General features: G+C 65.6%; 18 protein-coding genes. 3 read left to right on the top strand and 15 right to left on the bottom strand.

Annotation, left to right across the window (positions count from 1 at the left end; translation table 11 throughout):
- Nucleotides 1-71: 71 nt before the first annotated feature.
- The 6 genes from tpx to TO66_RS14235 form a co-directional block, all read right to left on the bottom strand.
- Nucleotides 72-572 (bottom strand): thiol peroxidase, encoded by a 501-nt coding sequence (gene tpx, locus TO66_RS14260; protein ID WP_044462928.1) that lies wholly within the window; start codon nt 570-572, stop codon nt 72-74.
- Between the two features lie 120 nt (nt 573-692).
- The gene (locus TO66_RS14255; protein ID WP_044462927.1) at nt 693-1,136 is read right to left on the bottom strand and encodes an SRPBCC family protein; all 444 of its coding nucleotides are present in this window, start codon (nt 1,134-1,136) and stop codon (nt 693-695) included.
- Between the two features lie 372 nt (nt 1,137-1,508).
- Entirely contained in the window at nt 1,509-2,177 is a 669-nt protein-coding gene (locus TO66_RS14250) for a DUF3313 domain-containing protein (RefSeq protein WP_044462926.1), read from the bottom strand.
- Nucleotides 2,178-2,361: 184 nt separating this feature from the next.
- Nucleotides 2,362-3,330, bottom strand: coding sequence for a hypothetical protein (locus tag TO66_RS14245; protein WP_044462925.1), 969 nt, complete (start codon nt 3,328-3,330; stop codon nt 2,362-2,364).
- A gap of 231 nt (nt 3,331-3,561) precedes the next feature.
- Nucleotides 3,562-4,056 (bottom strand): DUF934 domain-containing protein, encoded by a 495-nt coding sequence (locus tag TO66_RS14240; RefSeq protein WP_044462924.1) that lies wholly within the window; start codon nt 4,054-4,056, stop codon nt 3,562-3,564.
- Nucleotides 4,057-4,111: 55 nt separating this feature from the next.
- Nucleotides 4,112-5,785 carry a nitrite/sulfite reductase gene (locus tag TO66_RS14235; RefSeq protein WP_044462923.1) on the bottom strand — a complete coding sequence of 558 codons (1,674 nt, stop codon included), beginning with the start codon at nt 5,783-5,785 and terminating at the stop codon, nt 4,112-4,114.
- Nucleotides 5,786-6,264: 479 nt separating this feature from the next.
- On the opposite strand from TO66_RS14235, the gene ccoN reads away from it, so the two are divergent.
- Both ccoN and TO66_RS14225 read left to right on the top strand, forming a co-directional pair.
- On the top strand, nt 6,265-7,692 hold the full coding sequence (gene ccoN, locus TO66_RS14230; RefSeq protein ID WP_044462922.1) for a cytochrome-c oxidase, cbb3-type subunit I: 1,428 nt from the start codon (nt 6,265-6,267) through the stop codon (nt 7,690-7,692).
- A gap of 61 nt (nt 7,693-7,753) precedes the next feature.
- Nucleotides 7,754-7,981, top strand: coding sequence for a hypothetical protein (locus TO66_RS14225; RefSeq protein WP_044462921.1), 228 nt, complete (start codon nt 7,754-7,756; stop codon nt 7,979-7,981).
- A gap of 347 nt (nt 7,982-8,328) precedes the next feature.
- Here the strand turns inward: TO66_RS14225 and TO66_RS14220 are convergent, their stop codons facing one another.
- Nucleotides 8,329-9,096 carry a helix-turn-helix domain-containing protein gene (locus TO66_RS14220; protein WP_044462920.1) on the bottom strand — a complete coding sequence of 256 codons (768 nt, stop codon included), beginning with the start codon at nt 9,094-9,096 and terminating at the stop codon, nt 8,329-8,331.
- Nucleotides 9,097-9,175: 79 nt separating this feature from the next.
- Here TO66_RS14220 and TO66_RS14215 point away from each other — a divergent pair, with 79 nt between their 5' ends.
- Nucleotides 9,176-9,877: an aspartate/glutamate racemase family protein gene (locus TO66_RS14215; protein ID WP_044462919.1), complete on the top strand. Its 702-nt coding sequence runs from the start codon at nt 9,176-9,178 to the stop codon at nt 9,875-9,877.
- A 495-nt stretch (nt 9,878-10,372) separates the two neighbouring features.
- Here the strand turns inward: TO66_RS14215 and TO66_RS14210 are convergent, their stop codons facing one another.
- The 8 genes from TO66_RS14210 to TO66_RS14175 form a co-directional block, all read right to left on the bottom strand.
- A complete protein-coding gene (locus TO66_RS14210) occupies nt 10,373-10,891 on the bottom strand; it encodes a GNAT family N-acetyltransferase (RefSeq protein ID WP_044462918.1) in 519 nt (172 codons plus the stop codon).
- 185 nt (nt 10,892-11,076) lie between these two features.
- Complete coding sequence (locus TO66_RS14205) at nt 11,077-12,057, bottom strand: LysR family transcriptional regulator (RefSeq protein ID WP_044462917.1); 981 nt, start codon at nt 12,055-12,057, stop codon at nt 11,077-11,079.
- Nucleotides 12,058-12,212: 155 nt separating this feature from the next.
- The gene (locus TO66_RS14200; RefSeq protein ID WP_044462916.1) at nt 12,213-13,163 is read right to left on the bottom strand and encodes a peptidylprolyl isomerase; all 951 of its coding nucleotides are present in this window, start codon (nt 13,161-13,163) and stop codon (nt 12,213-12,215) included.
- The gene (locus TO66_RS14195) at nt 13,160-13,645 is read right to left on the bottom strand and encodes a YbjN domain-containing protein (RefSeq protein ID WP_044462915.1); all 486 of its coding nucleotides are present in this window, start codon (nt 13,643-13,645) and stop codon (nt 13,160-13,162) included. Before TO66_RS14195 ends, TO66_RS14200 begins: the two co-directional genes overlap by 4 nt.
- A 19-nt stretch (nt 13,646-13,664) precedes the next feature.
- On the bottom strand, nt 13,665-14,315 hold the full coding sequence (locus tag TO66_RS14190; protein ID WP_044462914.1) for a hypothetical protein: 651 nt from the start codon (nt 14,313-14,315) through the stop codon (nt 13,665-13,667).
- Nucleotides 14,316-14,334: 19 nt separating this feature from the next.
- On the bottom strand, nt 14,335-16,029 hold the full coding sequence (locus tag TO66_RS14185; RefSeq protein WP_044462913.1) for a putative porin: 1,695 nt from the start codon (nt 16,027-16,029) through the stop codon (nt 14,335-14,337).
- A 43-nt stretch (nt 16,030-16,072) separates the two neighbouring features.
- A complete protein-coding gene (locus tag TO66_RS14180) occupies nt 16,073-16,795 on the bottom strand; it encodes a TonB C-terminal domain-containing protein (RefSeq protein ID WP_044462912.1) in 723 nt (240 codons plus the stop codon).
- Between the two features lie 4 nt (nt 16,796-16,799).
- On the bottom strand, nt 16,800-17,225 hold the full coding sequence (locus TO66_RS14175) for a biopolymer transporter ExbD (protein ID WP_009048781.1): 426 nt from the start codon (nt 17,223-17,225) through the stop codon (nt 16,800-16,802).
- Between the last annotated feature and the right edge of the window lie 4 nt (nt 17,226-17,229).

Here is a 17,229-nt window from a genome sequence, read left to right as displayed (position 1 = left end):
TCGGCTAAGCCACTGAAGCACAAATGAAAACGGCCTGGGCAGGGCCAGGCCGTGAATAATTGTAAAAGCTGTTACTTGAGAACGGCCAGGGCCGCTTCGTAGTTGGGCTCTTCGGCGATTTCCTTGACCAGTTCGCTGTGCAGCACGTTGTCGTTCTCATCCAGCACCACCACCGCGCGTGCGGTCAGGCCGGCCAGCGGGCCGTCGGCGATGGCCACGCCGTAGTTCTCGATGAATTCGCGGCCGCGCAGGGTCGACAGGTTCTGCACGTTGTCCAGGCCTTCGGCACCGCAGAAGCGCGCCTGGGCGAACGGCAGGTCGGCGGAAATGCACAGCACCACGGTGTTGTTCAGGCCGCTGGCCTGGGCATTGAACTTGCGCACGGAAGTGGCGCAGGTCGGGGTGTCGACGCTCGGGAAGATGTTCAGCACTTTGCGCTTGCCGGCAAAGCTGCTCAGGGTGATGTCGGCAAGGCCGGCGCCCACCAGGGAAAAGGCCGGGGCCTTGGTGCCGGCCTGGGGCAGTTGGCCGTTGACTTGAACCGGGTTGCCTTTAAGAGTGACTTGAGCCATGAACGGAGTCCTTTTGAACGGTTGTCGTTGAACAGCTTAAAAAAAATCGAGAGGCCGAAGTTAACCATGAAATACCTCGGCCACCTATGCCTGAGCTGCAATTTGTCCCTCGGCCCGGCATCAGCGCAGCAGGCGCACCATATTGCGGTGCCGGGCCTCGAAGATGCGCGCCATATAGGCATTGACCAGCAGCCGCTCCACGAGGGCACCGCCCAGCGCCCGATACGTCACCCGGTCGGTGTACAGGGTCCCCCCGTCGGCGGCCTCGACCCGGTGTTCATGGCGAAAGGCACGCAGCGGCCCCTTGAGCATCTCGTCGATGAAATGCCGGTCGCCGACCTCGCGGATGACCACGGTCCAGGTCGCCGGTATGACGCCCCACATCCAGTGCCGAAAGCTGAACTCGCGCCCGGCGCTGATACGCAGGTTGTCGAGGTCGAGCGCACCCAGGGGAGTGACGGGCTCGGGAAAGACCTTCGGAAAATTGGCGCCTTCCAGGCAGAAATCCAGGACCTGGGCCGGGCTGCGGCCGGCGATGAAAGTCGTGCGTTCAACCACGGGCATGCCGAAAAACTCCCTGATGACACCGAAAATTTATGACAATTCACATTAATATACTTATTCAAATCATTGTTTTTATTGAATTTATTACTTTTTATAAATCACATTAACTTAACCACTTAAAGTACATGGAAATAATCACAATCTACTTGAATACGAAAAACCGGCCAGAGCCTCGGTGCCGCTCGCCGCTGGCGCTTGCGAGCAGGCTCTGTACAGGATGATGGTGCTGAAAACGCGCCCCTGCGCCCTCGCCCCGGCCACATGAGCGGTCTGCTTGGAACGCTGGATGGGAGGCCCGGCGAAGGGGTCGGGCAGCAGCCCCGACCCCGACCGGGCTAACCGGAAACGTTCGGAAAAGGCTTGCGAACGCGCTTACTTCTTTATCCGCAGATAGGACTGGTGCAGGTCCGAGGCCCAACCGTCGATGACGTTCTTGACGTCCGAAGGCTGCATCACCTGGGTATCGTTTTCCAGGGCCTTGCCGCTGCCCTTGCGCACCACCTGGGCGAGCACCTTGTTGGTGCCGCCGTCGATGAACTGCGCCTCGGTGCCCAGGGTGGTTTCCTGGTCGCGGATGCCGCTGGCGGTGCTCACCGCCGCCGCCACCAGGGCCACCGGAATGATTTCATAGGGTTTCAGGCCCTGGGTCTTGCTGCTCACTGCCGTGATCGCCGCGCGCACCACGATGACCCCCGGCCCCGGGCCGGTAGCCAGCGGCAGGTCCTTGCCGATTTCACGCTTGAGCGCCTCGTCGTAGTAACGGTTGATGCCGTTGAGGGTGTTCTGCGGGATCTTCGCCGTCGGTTGCGGCTTGGGATAGAACTGGGTGGGCTCGATATAGACGCTGCGGTACCGCTTCAGGTCCAGCTTGGGATCGACCCAACGCATCACCTCGACGCCCGATGGCGACTTGGCCTCCTTGAGCTGGCTGTAGTCGCCGAGAAAGCCGGAGTATTCGTCTGGCTGGGTGACGTTGCTGGAACAGCCCGCCAACCCAAGAGAGACGATACATAGCGCGCCAGTGATTCGTGCAAGCTTCATAAGGTAACTCCTGTAAGAAAAGCCGGACGCAATGCCGACTTTAGGAGTTGTAGGTATAGCCAATTACCGACGTATCAGTACAGAAAAACCAGATTAATCGGTGAGAAAACCGGAAGAAATCTCATCAGATTTGACAGACACAGCCGTCCCGCGACCGCCCTGAAAAACCCCGGGCCGCCACCCGCTACCAGGTCGTCCCCCGGCGTGCCGCCGCCTCGCGCAAGGCGTTGATCCGCATGGCCTTGAGCAGGGACAGCGTGCCCCCCAGGATAATCACCGCGCCGAACACGAAGTCGATGCCGTAGAGCTGGTAGTCCTGCAGCGGCCCGAGCAGGAATACCCGCACCGCCGCCACGCCCAGCAGCGTGGCGAGGAAATCGATGGCGGGCTCGTCGCGGTACACCACCATCAACAGCGGCAGGCAAAGCACCAGCAACAGCAGCAGGACGATGATCTTGAACGTCCCCTTGCGCTCGATGGTGAACGCGCACTCGCTGGCGCCATAGGCCGGATAATCGCCGGGCTGCACCAGGCTGTTCGCTTCGTCGATGTAGTCGGTGGGGTTGTAGACCCGGGTCGGGGTGAAGGTATTGGACAGGTCCAGCTTGGTGGCGATGCGCTTGAACGGCAGGTCGACCTGCTCGTTGCCCTTGAGGATGTACAGCACCGGCTTGTAGCCGTAACGGTAAACCTCCAGGGGAAACCGCGTGGACTCGCCCACGACCCAGATCGGCCGGCTTTCCAGGTCGGCGTAGGCATTCTTGTGGGGCGAATTGAAGTTGCGGTTCAGCGGCTTGACCTTGACCTCTTCGAAGAACAGCGGCGGCACGCTGTAGGACGCCTGCAGCGGCTCCAGGCGCAGCTTCAGGGGATAACGCCCCAGTTCGTAGCGGTTGTAGGTGCGTTCGGACACATTGACCACCCCCGACACGCTGAACTCGCCCTGGGTGCTGTTGGTCACCCTGAGCATCAGGTAGTCACGGGCAAAGAAGTTGCTCGGACTGCCCCAGTCGCCCCCGCACTGGCCGTAGCTGTCGAACGTGTCGCCCAGGCGTCCGCTGCGCGCGTCCTGGTAGACGTAGAAATAGCCGACCCACAGGGTCAGGATCAGCAATAACGAAAACAACCCGAGTATCTTTTTGGCAACGCTCACAGCCGCGACTCTCTTCCATGGATGGCTCATGCCAGGCACGCCTGCGACCGAGCGCCGGACGCCGTTCCCTGGCTCCTGTTCAAGGAGTGCGACTCTACCAAAGTGCCATCATCGGCCCAAGGACAAATACCTTGCCGCCGCGCCACCGACGCCAGTCAACGGCGCCCCGGCCCGCGACGGCTGCGTGCGGCGCCTCTTCACTACCCTCCTTCGACGTCTGCGCCGCCGTCTTCAGCGCCGGCGGAACAGGGGCCGCGGCTCGATCGCCGAGCGCCCGTAGAGCACGCTCATGCCCGCCAGTCCCTTGAGGGCGTCGTCGGCGCACTTGTCCTCGCGAATGGCGAAGCTGTCGAAACCGCATTGGCGCATATGGCTGAGCTGGTCGCGCAGCACGTCGCCGACGGCCCGCAACTCGCCCATCCAGCCCAGCCGGGTGCGCAGCAGGTACGCCTGGCTGTAGGCGCGGCCGTCGCGAAAGCTGGGGAAATCCAGGGCAATCAGCGGAATCAGCTTGAGCCAGGGGCGCAGGCTTTCCACTTCGTCGTCCGGGCCTAGCCAGACCCCGTCCCGCGCCGGCTGGTGCTCGATGCGGCGGATCAGCCAGCGCGCCAGCGGCAGCAGCAACGGCCCGGCGGGCAGTTCGCCATCGGCCTCGCGCACCAGGGTCCAGGGATCGTTATCGACCCGCCCGGCCTCGCCATCGTGCAGGCGCAACAGATTGTTCATGGCTTTGCCCTCCCGTCCTGGCCTGCGATAACTGGCTCAAGGCTGTAGCGCCCGCTCATGGCTGTACCTCCATTACCTTCGGATAGACCCGCTCCTTGAATGGCTCCAGGCCGATGCGCTGCACGGTGTCGACGAACAGCTCCTCGCTTTCCCGGTAACGCACGAAGGTGGCGATGATGCGTTCGATCACCTGGGGGATTTCCTCGGCGCTGAACGACGGGCCGATGACCTTGCCCAGCGCGCTGTGCTTGCCCTGGGCGCCGCCGAGGGTGACCTGGTACCACTCGCTGCCGCTCTTGTCGACGCCGAGGATGCCGATGTTGCCGATGTGGTGGTGGCCGCAGGCGTTCATGCAGCCGGAGATGTTCAGGCTGATGTCGCCCAGGTCGTGCAGGTAGTCGAGGTCGTCGAAACGCGCCTGGATCGCCTGGGCGATGGGGATCGACTTGGCGTTGGCCAGGGCGCAGAAGTCACCGCCGGGGCAGGCGATGATGTCGGTCAGCAGGCCGGCGTTGGCGCTGCCCAGGCCCTGCTCGCCGGCCAGTTGCCACAGCCGGTACAGCGCGGACTTGGGCACGTCCGGCAAGACGATGTTCTGCTCGTGGGCGATGCGGATCTCGCCAAAACCGAAGTCCTCGGACCAGTCGGCCACCGACTCCATCTGCGCTGCCGTCACGTCGCCGGGGGGCGCGGCGATCCCGGGCTTGGTCGACAGCACCACGCTGGCGTAGCCCGGCACCTTGTGCGGCTTGACGTTGTGCGCCACCCAGCGGGCGAAGGCCGGGTGCTCGGCCAGGCGGCTGCCGTAATCGAGGTCGGTGGCCGGCTGGTGTTCATACAGCGGCGGGACGAAGGCACTGGCGACCCGCTGGTATTCGGCCTCGGTCAGCTGCGCCGGGCCGTCCTTGAGGTGCTGCCACTCCTCCTCCACTTCCCGGGCGAACGCCTCGATGCCCAGCGCCTTGACCAGGATCTTGATCCGCGCCTTGTACTTGTTGTCGCGTCGGCCATGGCGGTTATAGACCCGCAGCACCGCTTCCACATAAGACAGCAGGTGCTGCCACGGCAGGTCGTCGCGGATCTGCTGGCTGAGGATCGGCGTGCGCCCCAGGCCGCCGCCGACCATCACCCGCAGCCGCATCTGCCCGCGCCAGTCGCGGTACAGGTACAGGCCGATGTCATGCATCATGATCGCCGCCCGGTCCTCGCGGGCCGAGCAGATGGCGATCTTGAACTTGCGCGGCAGGAACAGGAATTCCGGATTGATGGTCGACCACTGGCGCAAGATCTCCGCCAGCGGGCGCGGGTCCATCAGTTCGTCGGCGGCGACCCCGGCGAAGGCTTCGGTGGTGATGTTGCGCACGCAGTTGCCGGAGGTCTGGATCGCATGCATCTCGACCTCGGCCAGGCGTTCGAGAATGTCCGGCACCTGGGCCAGTTCGATCCAGTTGAACTGCAGGTTTTGCCGGGTGGTGAAGTGGCCGTAGCCGCGGTCGTAGTCGCGGGCGATGCTGGCCAGGGTGCGCATCTGCCGCGCGCTGAGGGTGCCGTAGGGAATCGCCACCCGCAGCATGTAGGCGTGTTTCTGCAGGTACAGGCCGTTCTGCAGCCGCAGCGGCAGGAATTCCTCTTCGCTCAACTCGCCCGCCATGAAGCGCTCGACCTGGTCGCGAAACTGCGCCACTCGCTCGCTGACCAGGGCCTGGTCGTACTCGTCGTAGATATACATGTCACGGCCTCATCGGTGCTGACCTGGATCGCTGCCCCACTCCCCTACTCGTAGCCCTGTGGCCCTGTAGCCGCTGCCGAGCACCAGCGAGGCTGCGATCGAGCGCGCAGCGCTCGCAATCCGGACAATACGGTCGAGCAGTCGGAACGCATGTGGCGGTTTTGCGGCTGCTTCGCAGCCGATCGCAGCCTCGCTGGCGCTCGGCAGCGGCTACAGGTCACAGGATTATGGAGATATAGGGGCCAACCAGGTTCTTGGTGTGGCGGTGACTATGCACTTACGGCTCAGAGCGTTACAGATTCAGGTAAAAACTAAAAAACCGTATCAGCAGGCCTTTGGGCCGTGCAGGCAGGCATGAAAATCTGATCCGTATTAATGCAGTTTTTCTGAGCCTGTTTTGTTTCGGCGCTGCTTTCTACAGTGCGCAGCATGCCTGGCCGGGTGGCCCGGCAGCCTTTGCAACCGTGGAAGCATTGACCATGAGCACAGCAACAATGGAACCGGCCTACAACTACAAGGTGGTGCGCCAATTCGTGATCGCCACTGTGGCCTGGGGCGTGATCGGCATGGCCATGGGCGTGTGGATCGCCTCCCAGCTGGTCTGGCCGGAAATGAACCTCGACCTGCCCTGGACCAGCTTCGGCCGCCTGCGCCCGCTGCACACCAGCCTGGTGATCTTCGGCTTCGCCGGCAGCGCGCAGTTCGCCGCCAGTTATTACGCAGTACAGCGCACCTGCCAGGTGCGGCTGTATTCCGACAAACTCGCCGCCTTCACCTTCTGGGGCTGGCAGGCGGTGATCGTGATCATGCTGGTCACCCTGCCCCTGGGCTACACCACCACCAAGGAATACGCGGAAATCGAATTCTCCGGCGCGGTGTGGATGGCCGTGGTCTGGGTGGCCTACGGCATCGTGTTCTTCACCACCGTGGTGCAGCGCAAGAGCAAGCACATCTATGTCGGCAACTGGTTCTTCGGCGCCTTCATCGTGGTGATCGCCATGCTGCACGTGGTCAATCACCTGTCGATCCCGGTGGACTGGTTCAAGTCCTATCCGGTGTATTCCGGCGCCACCGACGCCATGGTCCAGTGGTGGTACGGCCACAACGCCGTGGGCTTCTTCCTCACCACGGGCTTCCTGGGGATGATGTATTACTTCGTGCCCAAGCAGGTCGGGCGCCCGGTGTATTCCTACCGGCTGTCCATCGTGCACTTCTGGGCGCTGATCACCCTGTACATCTGGGCCGGCCCGCACCACCTGCACTACACCGCGCTGCCGGACTGGGCGCAGTCGCTGGGCATGGCCATGTCGCTGATCCTCCTGGCACCGAGCTGGGGCGGCATGATCAACGGCATGATGACCCTCTCGGGGGCCTGGCATAAGCTGCGCACCGACCCGATCCTGCGCTTCCTGGTGCTGTCCCTGGCGTTCTACGGCATGTCGACCTTCGAGGGGCCGATGATGGCGATCAAGACGGTCAACGCCCTGTCCCACTACACCGACTGGACCATCGGCCACGTGCATGCCGGCGCCCTGGGCTGGGTGGCGATGATCACCTTCGGCGCCATCTACCACATGGTGCCCAAGGTCTTCGGCCGCGAGCAGATGCACAGCGTGCCGCTGATCAACCTGCACTTCTGGCTGGCGACCATCGGCACCGTGCTGTACATCGCCTCGATGTGGGTCAACGGCATCACCCAGGGCCTGATGTGGCGCGCGGTCAACGACGACGGCACCCTCACCTACTCCTTCGTCGAGGCCCTGCAGGCCAGCCACCCGGGCTTTATCGTGCGTTTCGCCGGCGGCGTGTTCTTCCTCAGCGGCATGCTGCTGATGGCCTACAACACCTGGCGCACCGTGCGTGTGGCCGACCCGCGCCTGGCCGCCAGCGAAGCGCAGATCGCCTGATCGCCCAGGCCTACGACGCGGGCCGGCTGCGGCCCGCGCCCCTTATCCCAGGAACTCCCCGATGATCGATCTCATGCTTGATCTGCTCGGCGTGACCTTTCTCTACCTCAGCATCGGCTACTGCCTGCGCCATCAAACCGCCAAGAGCCTCGACGACGCCAGCCTGATCCCCTTCGCCGACGATCCCGAGGTGGCGCGGCGGGTGGAAGTGGCCACCGGCAAGAAGATCGACGCCGTGGCGCCGGAACCGCAACAAGCCAGGCCCGGCTGGGGCAACCTGGAGGTTTGAGCCCCGGCCAATCCCCAGCGCTTCCTGTAACCGCGCCTCGATGCGTCGCCCTACCCACCCTGTAGCCGCTGCCGAGCTCCGGCGAGGCTGCGATAGGTCCGCAGGACCTCGGCTCTCTTGAGATCGCTGCGCCCGTTCCGGGCGATCGCAGCCTACGGCAGCGGCTACATGAACCGAGCCGCGCCTCGATGCGTCGCCCTACCCACCCTGTAGCCGCTGCCGAGCCTCAGCGAGGCTGCGATAGGTCCGCAGGACCTCGACAATCTGAAGATCGCTGCGCCCGTTCCGGGCGATCGCAGCCTCGCTGGGGCTCGGCAGCGGCTACAGGGCTACAGGGATGGGGGTGTCTAAAGACGGGTACGGTACTGGCTGGGGGTCATGCCGAGGATTTTGCGGAAGGCGCTGCCCATGTGGGACTGATGGGCGAAGCCGGTTTCCAGGGCGATGGCGGCGAGCGGCAGGTCGCCGCGCTCGATCAGCCGCCGGGCCGCCTGCACCCGCACTTCCACCAGCCAGGCATGGGGCGTCATGCCGATGGCCCGGCTGAAGTCGCGCAGGAAACGCAGTTCGCTGCAGCCGCAACAGGCCGCCAACTCCCCGAGCGACAATGGCTCGGCATACTGCTCGTCGATCAGCGTCAGCACCCGGCCGAACGCCGCACGCGTCGGCGCCTTGTGCGTCTTATCGGCAACGCCCAGCGCGGCGAATTGCACGGCGCATTCCTCCAGCGCCAGTGGGTCGGCCTGTGGCTGCAACAACAGCCGCCGCGCTTCACGCCCCAGCGACAGGGCCCGGGCGTGGCCGGGCGCCTGCAGGCGGCGCTCGCCGCAACGCCCTGGCCGAGGTTCGGTCAACCAGCGCAACAGCAGGTATTCACCGCCTTGCGGCGACTCGGAAAACACCTCGACCCCGGCCGGCGTCAAGGCCAGGGTCCCCGGCCAGCTGTCGAAGTCCTCACGCCGGTCGCTGGCGATGGCATGCACGCCCTGCTGGCGCTCCAGGGTCACCCCCAGGCTTTGCCATTGCAGCGGGTCGCGCGCGCTGTAGGCCGCGCGCGGCAGCAGTTGCAGCTCGAGGGTAGCGCCCAGCAACCGTCGGCTCACTGGGCCGGGCATGTGAAATTTCCTGATAGATCGCTGGGCTGCATCACGGGACACTCTCGACATTCAAGGTTGCCAGCACAGGAGTCTGACTATGCGCACCATCGGCCTTATCGGCGGCATGAGCTGGGAGTCCAGCGCCGAGTATTACCGCCTCATCAACCAGCAGGTCCGGGACCGCCTCGGGCCCCTGCGCTCGGCGCGCCTGCTAATGTACAGCGTCGACTTCGGGCCTGTCGAACAGGCCCAGCATGCCGGGCGCTGGGACCTGGCGGCGCAGATCCTGGTGGATGCCGCGCGTCGCCTGGAAGCCGCTGGCGCCGAGTGCGTGGTGCTCTGTACCAACACCATGCACAAGGTGGCCGGGGAGATTCGGGCCGTGTTGTCGGTGCCCTTCCTGCATATCGCCGACCCGACCGCCGAGGCGGCGCGCAATGCCGATACCCTGACCGTGGGCCTGCTGGGCACGGCCTTCACCATGGAGCAGGATTTTCTCAAGCAGCGCCTGATCGACCGGGGCCTCAGCGTCCTGGTGCCGGACACGGCAGACCGCCAGGCCGTGCACCGGATCATCTACGAGGAGTTGTGCGTGGGGGTGATCAGCGACACCTCGCGCCAGCGCTACCAGCAGGTGATCCAGACCCTGATGGCACGCGGCGCCCAGGCCATCATCCTCGGCTGCACCGAGATCGGCCTGCTGCTCAAGCCCGAACACAGCCCCCTGCCCCTGCTCGACACCACCGAACTGCACGCCCGCGCAGCGGTGGCGTTTGCCCTGGATGAAAAGCCGGCCTGACCCCGAACCGTGCTCCACCTGGCCCTCCACGGGGTCAGGTCTGGCGGCCACTGCGTTGCCGATCGCAGCCTCGCTGGCGCTTGGCAGCGGCTACGGGAATCGCGGGCCTTGGTTTGTTATCCAACCCACAACCCAACCATCGCGGCATGCCTCGTTTCTTCATCCAACGCAAAACCTGTAGCCGCTGCCGAGCCCCGGCGAGGCTGCGATCGAGGCCGCAGGACTCGCCAAGGTAGGCACCGCGCTTTTCCAGAGAGTGCGCGGTGGCAGGTTTGGCGGCCCTGCGGGCCGATCGCAGCCTCGCTGGCGCTTGGCAGCGGCTACGGGAATCGTGGCGGGCCTTGGTTTGTCGCCCAACCCAGAACCCAACAATCGCGGCATGCCTCGATTCTTCATCCAGCGCAAAACCTGTAGCCGCTGCCGAGCCCCGGCGAGGCTGCGATCGCCCGGCACGGGCGCGGCGAGTTCAGGGGCGCCCCCGGGCGAGCGGCTGGGTCAGGCGCGCAGGGTGCGGCGCAGGCGCGCCATGCTGATGACGTCGACGTACTGGCCATCCCTCACTGCGTAGTCGCGCAGCAGGCCCTCGCGCTCGAAGCCGAACTTGCGGTACAGGCCCTGGGCCGCCTCGTTGTCTGCGAAGACGGTCAGTTCCACCCGTTGCAGGTTCATCCAGTTGTCCGCCACATCCAGTACCGCCGCCAACAGGCGACTGCCGACGCCCCGGCCCTGCCACTCCAGCGCCACGCCCATGCCGACACCGCCGCAGTGGGCGCGGCGGATGCGCGAATACTGCTCGATGGTGCAACTGCCGATCACCGTTTCCCCGTGCACCGCCACCAGCGCGACCCATCGCTCGTTGTCCGGCGACAGTCGTTTGCGCCAGACCTCGGCCGGCTGAAACGGCATCTGCAGCACCTGCCGCGCCACCGCGGGCTCGTTGTACAGCGCGGTGACGCCCGCGACGTGGGCTTCGCTGAAGCGTTCGATGATGAAGTTCGGGGTCTCGGCGGGCATGGGGCGTCCTTGGTCATGCAATAGGGCCGTCGAGTGTAGAACGCCGGCGATGCCGCTGGCGAGAGCATGAACAGGCCTGTTCCGGCATGACCATTCTCCTGCGTGCGACCAGGGGCGCCTGCATCGCCCTTGGCTATTTTCGCGAGCACGCTTCGCTCCTACAGAAGAACCAACCCCACGGGCGGTTATGGGCAAAACCACTCCCCGCGCTCATCGAAGGTATGGAGGATCAGCTCCACCAGCGTGCGCACCTCGGCGTCCTGCTCGACCTCGGCGTTCACCGCCATCCACACCTGGCGCGACATGGCGTCGCCGAACAGCCCGGGCAAGGCGGTCAGGCCTCGGTCGAAGCGGCTCATGTAATGAGGCAGCAGGCCGATGCAGGCGCTGCAACGGATCATCTCCAGCATCAGTTCGTAGGAATGCACCTGCACCACCCCCGCCAGGCGCTGCTCCACCAGCTGGTTCCACGGCCGCAGCGGCTCGACCTGCCGGTCCTGCTGCCACTGCACCAGCATGTAGTCGGCCAGGTCGTCGAGGCTGTCGGGGCGCGCGGCGACCCGCGAGTAACGCTTGGCGATATGCGGCAGGTAATGCAGGCGCACCAGCGGTTGCGGGGTGCTGGTGACGAAGCTCGGTCCCGGGTTGGGCGAATCGACCCCGCCCAGCCAGACCACCACGTCGGCGCTCAAGGCCCGCAGCGACAGTTCGCTGTCGATCGAGATGATCTCCAGGCGCGCGCTGGCGTTGCGGCGCAACAGGGCGATCAGGTCGCGGCCGAGGATGTCGTGCAGGATCGATTCGGCCACTGCCAGGCGGATCAGCGGCTGTTCGAGCACCGGCAAGGTGCGTTCGTGGGCCAGGGCGATCAACTGCGCCTTGAGCTGCTGGCCTTCGCGGCTCAGGCTCAGGGCGCTGCCCTGGAAATGGAACAGCGAACGGCGCAGCTGCGCCTCCAGTTGCGCCAGCTGTTTGCGCAGCAACGTCGACTTGATGTTCAGGCTGCGCGCCGCCTGCATGAAACAGCCGCAACGGGCGGTGACCAGGAAATACTGGGCCAGCTCCGGATCGATCCCCGCGGCCAGGGCCAGCCAGGCTTCCCGGGGCTCGGCGGGGGCGATATAGGGGGTGATGCCCGAGGTCGGGGCGGGTTCCAGAAAAGACATGGGGTGACTCCCTGTCAGGTGGTTGATTGCATCCATTGCATGGTGTTTCGAAGATCTCTGTAGGAGCGAGGCTTGCCCGCGATGAACCCATGGACAACGCATTCATTCAGGCAGCCCGCGTCATCGTTGACGATCATCGCGAGCAAGCTTCGCTCCTACAATTTCTCCTCCAGCACCTTGTTCAACTCGGCCCCATCGATACTCAGGGTCGCGGTATCGAGCATGCCTTCCAGGTAGGCCTTGGCGATCTGTTCCTGGCGCTGGGCCCGCAGGGCCTGGGTCAGGCGTTCGCGCAGCTCGTCCAGGGTCGCGCTGCGGGCCGGTTGCTGCTCGGTCAGCTTGAGGATGTGGAAGCCCGCCGGGCTCTGCACCGCGTCGGACACCGCGCCGACCTTCAGCCGCGCCACCGCGCCGCGTACCTCCGGCAGCAACTGCTGCAACGGCTGCAACCCGGAGTCGCCACCGCGTTGGGCGCTGTCGGGGTCCTGGGAGTACTGGCTGGCCAGGGCGGCGAATTCGCCGGGGGCCGCCTGGGCTTTCCTGCTCAGTTCCTGGGCCTGCTTGCGCACCGCCTCCAGCGCCTGCGGCTCGCCGACCGCGAGGAAGATCTGGCTGACCCGGTACAGGGCTGGGGTCTGCCATTGCGCCTTGCCCGCGTCATAGGCCTGCTGCAACTCAGACTCGCTCGGGTAGCCGGCCGGCACCTGGCTGACCGAGCGCAAGTAGTCGCGAAACACGATCTGCTCGGTAGCCACCCGCGTCTGCAAGGCCACGTCCGGACGCTGGCGCCAGCCTTGGGCGTCGGCCTGTTCGAGCACCGCCTTCTCCGCCAGGCGCGTGCGGATCCAGCTCTCCAGGGCCGGGCGATTGCCGCGCAACTGCTCCCGGGACGCCTCCGGCAGCGCCGCGAGCAGCGCCTTGAGTTCCTCCGGCGCCACCTGCTGGCTACCCAGGCGGGCCACCGCGGCTGCCGCGGGTTGGCTGGCCGCCGCCGGCCCGGTCTGCTGCGCCGCCACCGGGTCGCTGCCCGGGCGCACGCCCAACCACACCGCCAGCGCCACCAGGGCCAGGGCGCCGGCACCGAGCATCAGGCTTGGTCTTTTCACTGCGCGGTGCCCTCCGCGGCCTCGGGGGCGGTTGGCGCGGCCTCGGCCTGCAGGCGCGCGGCATGCTGGCTGTAGTCGCGCAGGTAGACGATGAACTCCTGCAACAGCCGGTCCCAGAGTTCCAGTTGGCGGCGCAGGTGGTCATGACCGACCCCGGCCACCACCACGTCCATCTCCATCACCAGGAATTCGCCCTGCAACGACAGCCGGGCAAAACGCCGCGAGGCGTTCCACAGTTCGGCCAGGCCGGCGGGCAGCTCGCCCTGGACCCGCAGCGCGCAGCTGAAGGTGAAGTCCACGTAGCTGCCCTGCTCGGCCGCCAGGTTACCGAAACGCACGGCGTAGCCGATGCCCTGGCTGGCGCTGAGCAACTGCACGACACCGTTCTGGTCGGTCTGGTTGACGCGGTAGCCGGCGCCTTGCAGCAACTCGGTAAGGCTGTGCGGGGTCACGCTGGCGATCAATTGCGCTTGTTCGGTCATGCTCGGTCTTCCTTGATAGTCAGTGGGCGCTCGCTGCCTGCGGGGCATCGAACTGGGTCTTGTACAAATCGTCGCCAAAGCCCTGGGCCAGTTCCTCGAACTTGACCCGGGCACTGCCGGCGAAGGGTTGGCGGATCTTCATCACCTCGGCCACATCGATCCTCTCGTAGGCCGAGAGAATCTCCTTGGCCACGCCATACATCTGCTGATTCTTGAGCGAACATTGCTGCACTTGTGTGTCACGTTCGCTCAATTGCGCCTGAAGCTTAGCCCGTTCGGCTTCTTTGGCACGGGCCATGACCAGCAACTCGTCATAGGCCTTCTTGAACTTGCCGATCTGCTCGCTGCTGGCGGCCATCTGCGCCTGGGCCTGGCTGTGCAGGTTCTGCTGCTGGCCGGCCAGTTGCTCGGCCACGCCGCGGGCCTTGGCCAGTTCGGCGCTCAGTTGCTTGATCTGCGCCTGCGCGTCCCTGGCCTGGTTTTCGGCGGCGATGCGCGCGGCGCTGGCCTGGGCCTGCTCGCTCTGCAACGCCTGCAACTGCTGGGTGGTGCTGCGCAACTGGGTGCGCAAGCGCTCCTCCATGCCCTCGGCGCTGGCCCCGCCGGCCGCCAGCAGGCCCAACCACAGATAGCAGCCCGCCCTGGCCCGCTTGATCCCCGTACTGTTCATAGCAATGCACCCTTGCGCCCTAGAAGCGCGTGTTGATTTCAAGCTGCAGGACATCGATGTCGAACGGCGCGCCGTACACCGCCTCCGAACTCAGCCAGCGCCCGGTGGCGAAGACGTTCTTGGCCAGGCCGTAGTTGCCGCCGACGAAATAACCCTTGGCGTTGGTGCCGCCGAGGTGGAACGAGGAATCGTTGAAACCGTCCGGCAGCGCGTCGGGCTGGATGTACTTGTAGCCGGCGAACAGGTTCCAGTCGCCCTGCCTGGCCAGGTCCAGGCTGTTGCCCAGGGTGAACTGCACCATCCAGGCATTGGCGCCGCTTTCCAGCTCGCCGCTGCTGTCCAGGTTGTTGACGATCTGGCCCGCGGCGCGCTTGCGCATCTCGCCTTCGTCGTAGCCCAGGTTGTGGATGTAGTTGGCCTGGCTGCGCAGCTTGAAGTCTTCCGGCAGGTCGGCGTCCCAGACCAGGTTCAGGTCCAACAGGTTGAACTCCGAGGCCAGGCCGACGAACTGCGGCTGCGCGGTGGCGGCCGGGTTGGCCGGGTTGGGCGTGATGTCGCGCAGCAGGAACACACTGTTGCCCTTCTGCATGAAGGCCGCGCGGCTGCCGTCGCTGTCGCAGCCCGGCGCCCCGGCCCAGGGCTGGCAAGGGCTGGAACGCTGGCCTTCGATATCGTCGAAGCGGTAATAGGCCAGCGCGCCCTTGAGCCGGTGGTGGTTGTTGATCGCCCAGTTGGCGCCGATCTGCGCGCCATACAGCCACTTGTTGTCGCTGTCTTCCTTATCGAAGCCGTTGCTGGTGGACGTGTCGTTGGTGTACTCCACCGGGAACGCGCCGACCGTGCCGAACAGGCCCCAGTCGCGGTTGAGCTTGTGGTTGAAGATCGCCGCCACGCCGTCGAAATTCAGGTCGCCGGAATACAGCATGTCGGTGGAGAAGAACGGGTTGGCGATCCGCCCGCCGGTCAGGGTCAGCTCGTCGGTGGCCTTCCAGGTCAGGTAGCCCTGGTCGAGCCAGATATCCTTCTTGCCGAAGCCGCCGCCCAGGGTCTGGGTGGTCGACACCGGGTTGTTGTCCGAGCCGGTGCCGATGCGGATGCCGGCGGTCCAGTCCGGGGCGATCTGCGCCTTCATGCCCAGCCGGGCGCGCAGGCGGAACAGGTTCTCGCGGTCCTCGCGGGTGTTGAGCAAGGGCGGCAAGTTGCTGCTGCTGTTGGGGTTGACGTCGTACGGGCCCTTGTCGTTGAGCTTGGCGAAGTCGACGATCTGGTTGCTGTTGCTGCCCGAGTAGTAGCGCGACTCGTCGCGCAGGCGGATGTCGCCGTCGAAGCTGATGCGCGATACCCAGTCCGGGAAGGTATTGGGCTGGGCCCAGTTCTCCTGCTTGGCGGTGGCCATGACCTCGGCCTTGACCTGGTCGCGGATCTGGTCGCGGACGATGGCCGGCACGTATTGCACCCGCACATCCCCCGGCGCAGCCGCCGGCCCCGCCGCCACCGCGCTGTTGGCCTGGCGCGCCTGCACGGCTTCCCGCTCGGCCTGGGCGATCAGGCCGTCGGCCTGCTCCTGTTTCAGCACGCCCTGCTGCACCAGCAAACGGATCAGATTGATCGTGGCGTTTTCCGAGGGCGCAGCGGGCGCGGCCGCCGCCTGTCCCACCAGGGTCGCGATGACCATGCCGATCGCCAGGGACAATCGATTCACGTTGGAAATCATGTGCACACAGCTCCTTTTGGCAAAACTTGCGTCAGTCGTTCGGTTAACCCGGGCGCCGCCCCTGCAGGGACAGGCGTACAGGCAGGGTCAGGGAGGCCGGGGGCCGTTCCGTCAAGTGCGGCGCGGCGCGCAGGGCGGCCAGCACCAGGGTGTCGATTTGCGGGTTGCCGCTGGACTTGACCAGCTCGACCCGGGTGATCTCGCCGACAGCGCTCAGCCAGACGTCGGTCTGCAGCGAAAAGGCCTGGTTGCGCAGGTCCGGGTTTTCCCGCAGCACGCGCTGGAAGGTGAAGGCCAGGAACTGGCTGTAGGTGCCGTTGCCCAGGCGCCCACCGCCGGAACCGGCCATGCCGCCGCCCTTGCCCGCGCCGATGTTGAAGGCGTCGTTGCCGGCCTGGGCGTCGCCGTCCATCTGCATGGGGTTCGCCAGGTCGTCCACCGGCGACGGCGGCGCTTCTTCCTCGGGCTTGACCTGTTCCGGCTCCGGGGTCGGCTCCGGCTCGGGCACCTTCTCCTCGACCTTCGGTTCCGGCTCCTTGGGTTTCTCCGGCGGCGGTGGTGGCGGTGGCGGCAACGGGATGATGGTCGGCACCTTCGGGGCCTCGCGGCGCACCCCGCTCATGTCGTTGGCCCACTGCCAGAGCAACCAGGCCGCGCCCGCCGCCAGCAGCAGCCCGGCGCCCCACTTGAGCAGGCGCGGCGCCAGGGCTTGTTTCACCGGCGGCCGGTGGATGGGGGGTGGTGTGATCAATGGTTGCGCGGTCATGAGATCAGCCCTGGCTCGGTTTGCCGGTCACCAGGCCGACCTGGGACAGTTCCAGCCGGCGCAGCAGGTCCAGCACCTCGATGACCTTCTGATACTGCACCGTGGCGTCGCCGCGCACGATCACCGGGAAGTCCGGGTTCAGGGCCTTCTCCATGCGCAGGCGCTCTTCCAGCTCCGGCAGCGTCACCGGGTAGGCGTCGAGGAACACCTGGCCGCCGTCGTTGACCGAGATGGCCTTGGTCTTGGCCTCGGACAGCGACACCGAGGCGCTGGCCTTGGGCAGGTTGATCTGGATGCCCGAGACCTGGGCGGTGGCGGTGAGGATGAACATCACCAGCACCACCATCAGCACGTCCACCAGGGGCGTGATGTTGATGCTGTCGACCGCCGCGTCGTCGTCATCGTCGTGGGAGGCGTTCACAGAAGCCATGACG

The sequence above is a fragment of the Pseudomonas sp. MRSN 12121 genome, from assembly GCF_000931465.1.
Classification (GTDB): domain Bacteria; phylum Pseudomonadota; class Gammaproteobacteria; order Pseudomonadales; family Pseudomonadaceae; genus Aquipseudomonas.
The sequence above is the reverse complement of the archived record's forward strand: the minus strand, read 5'-3'. Positions and strand labels throughout refer to the sequence as shown.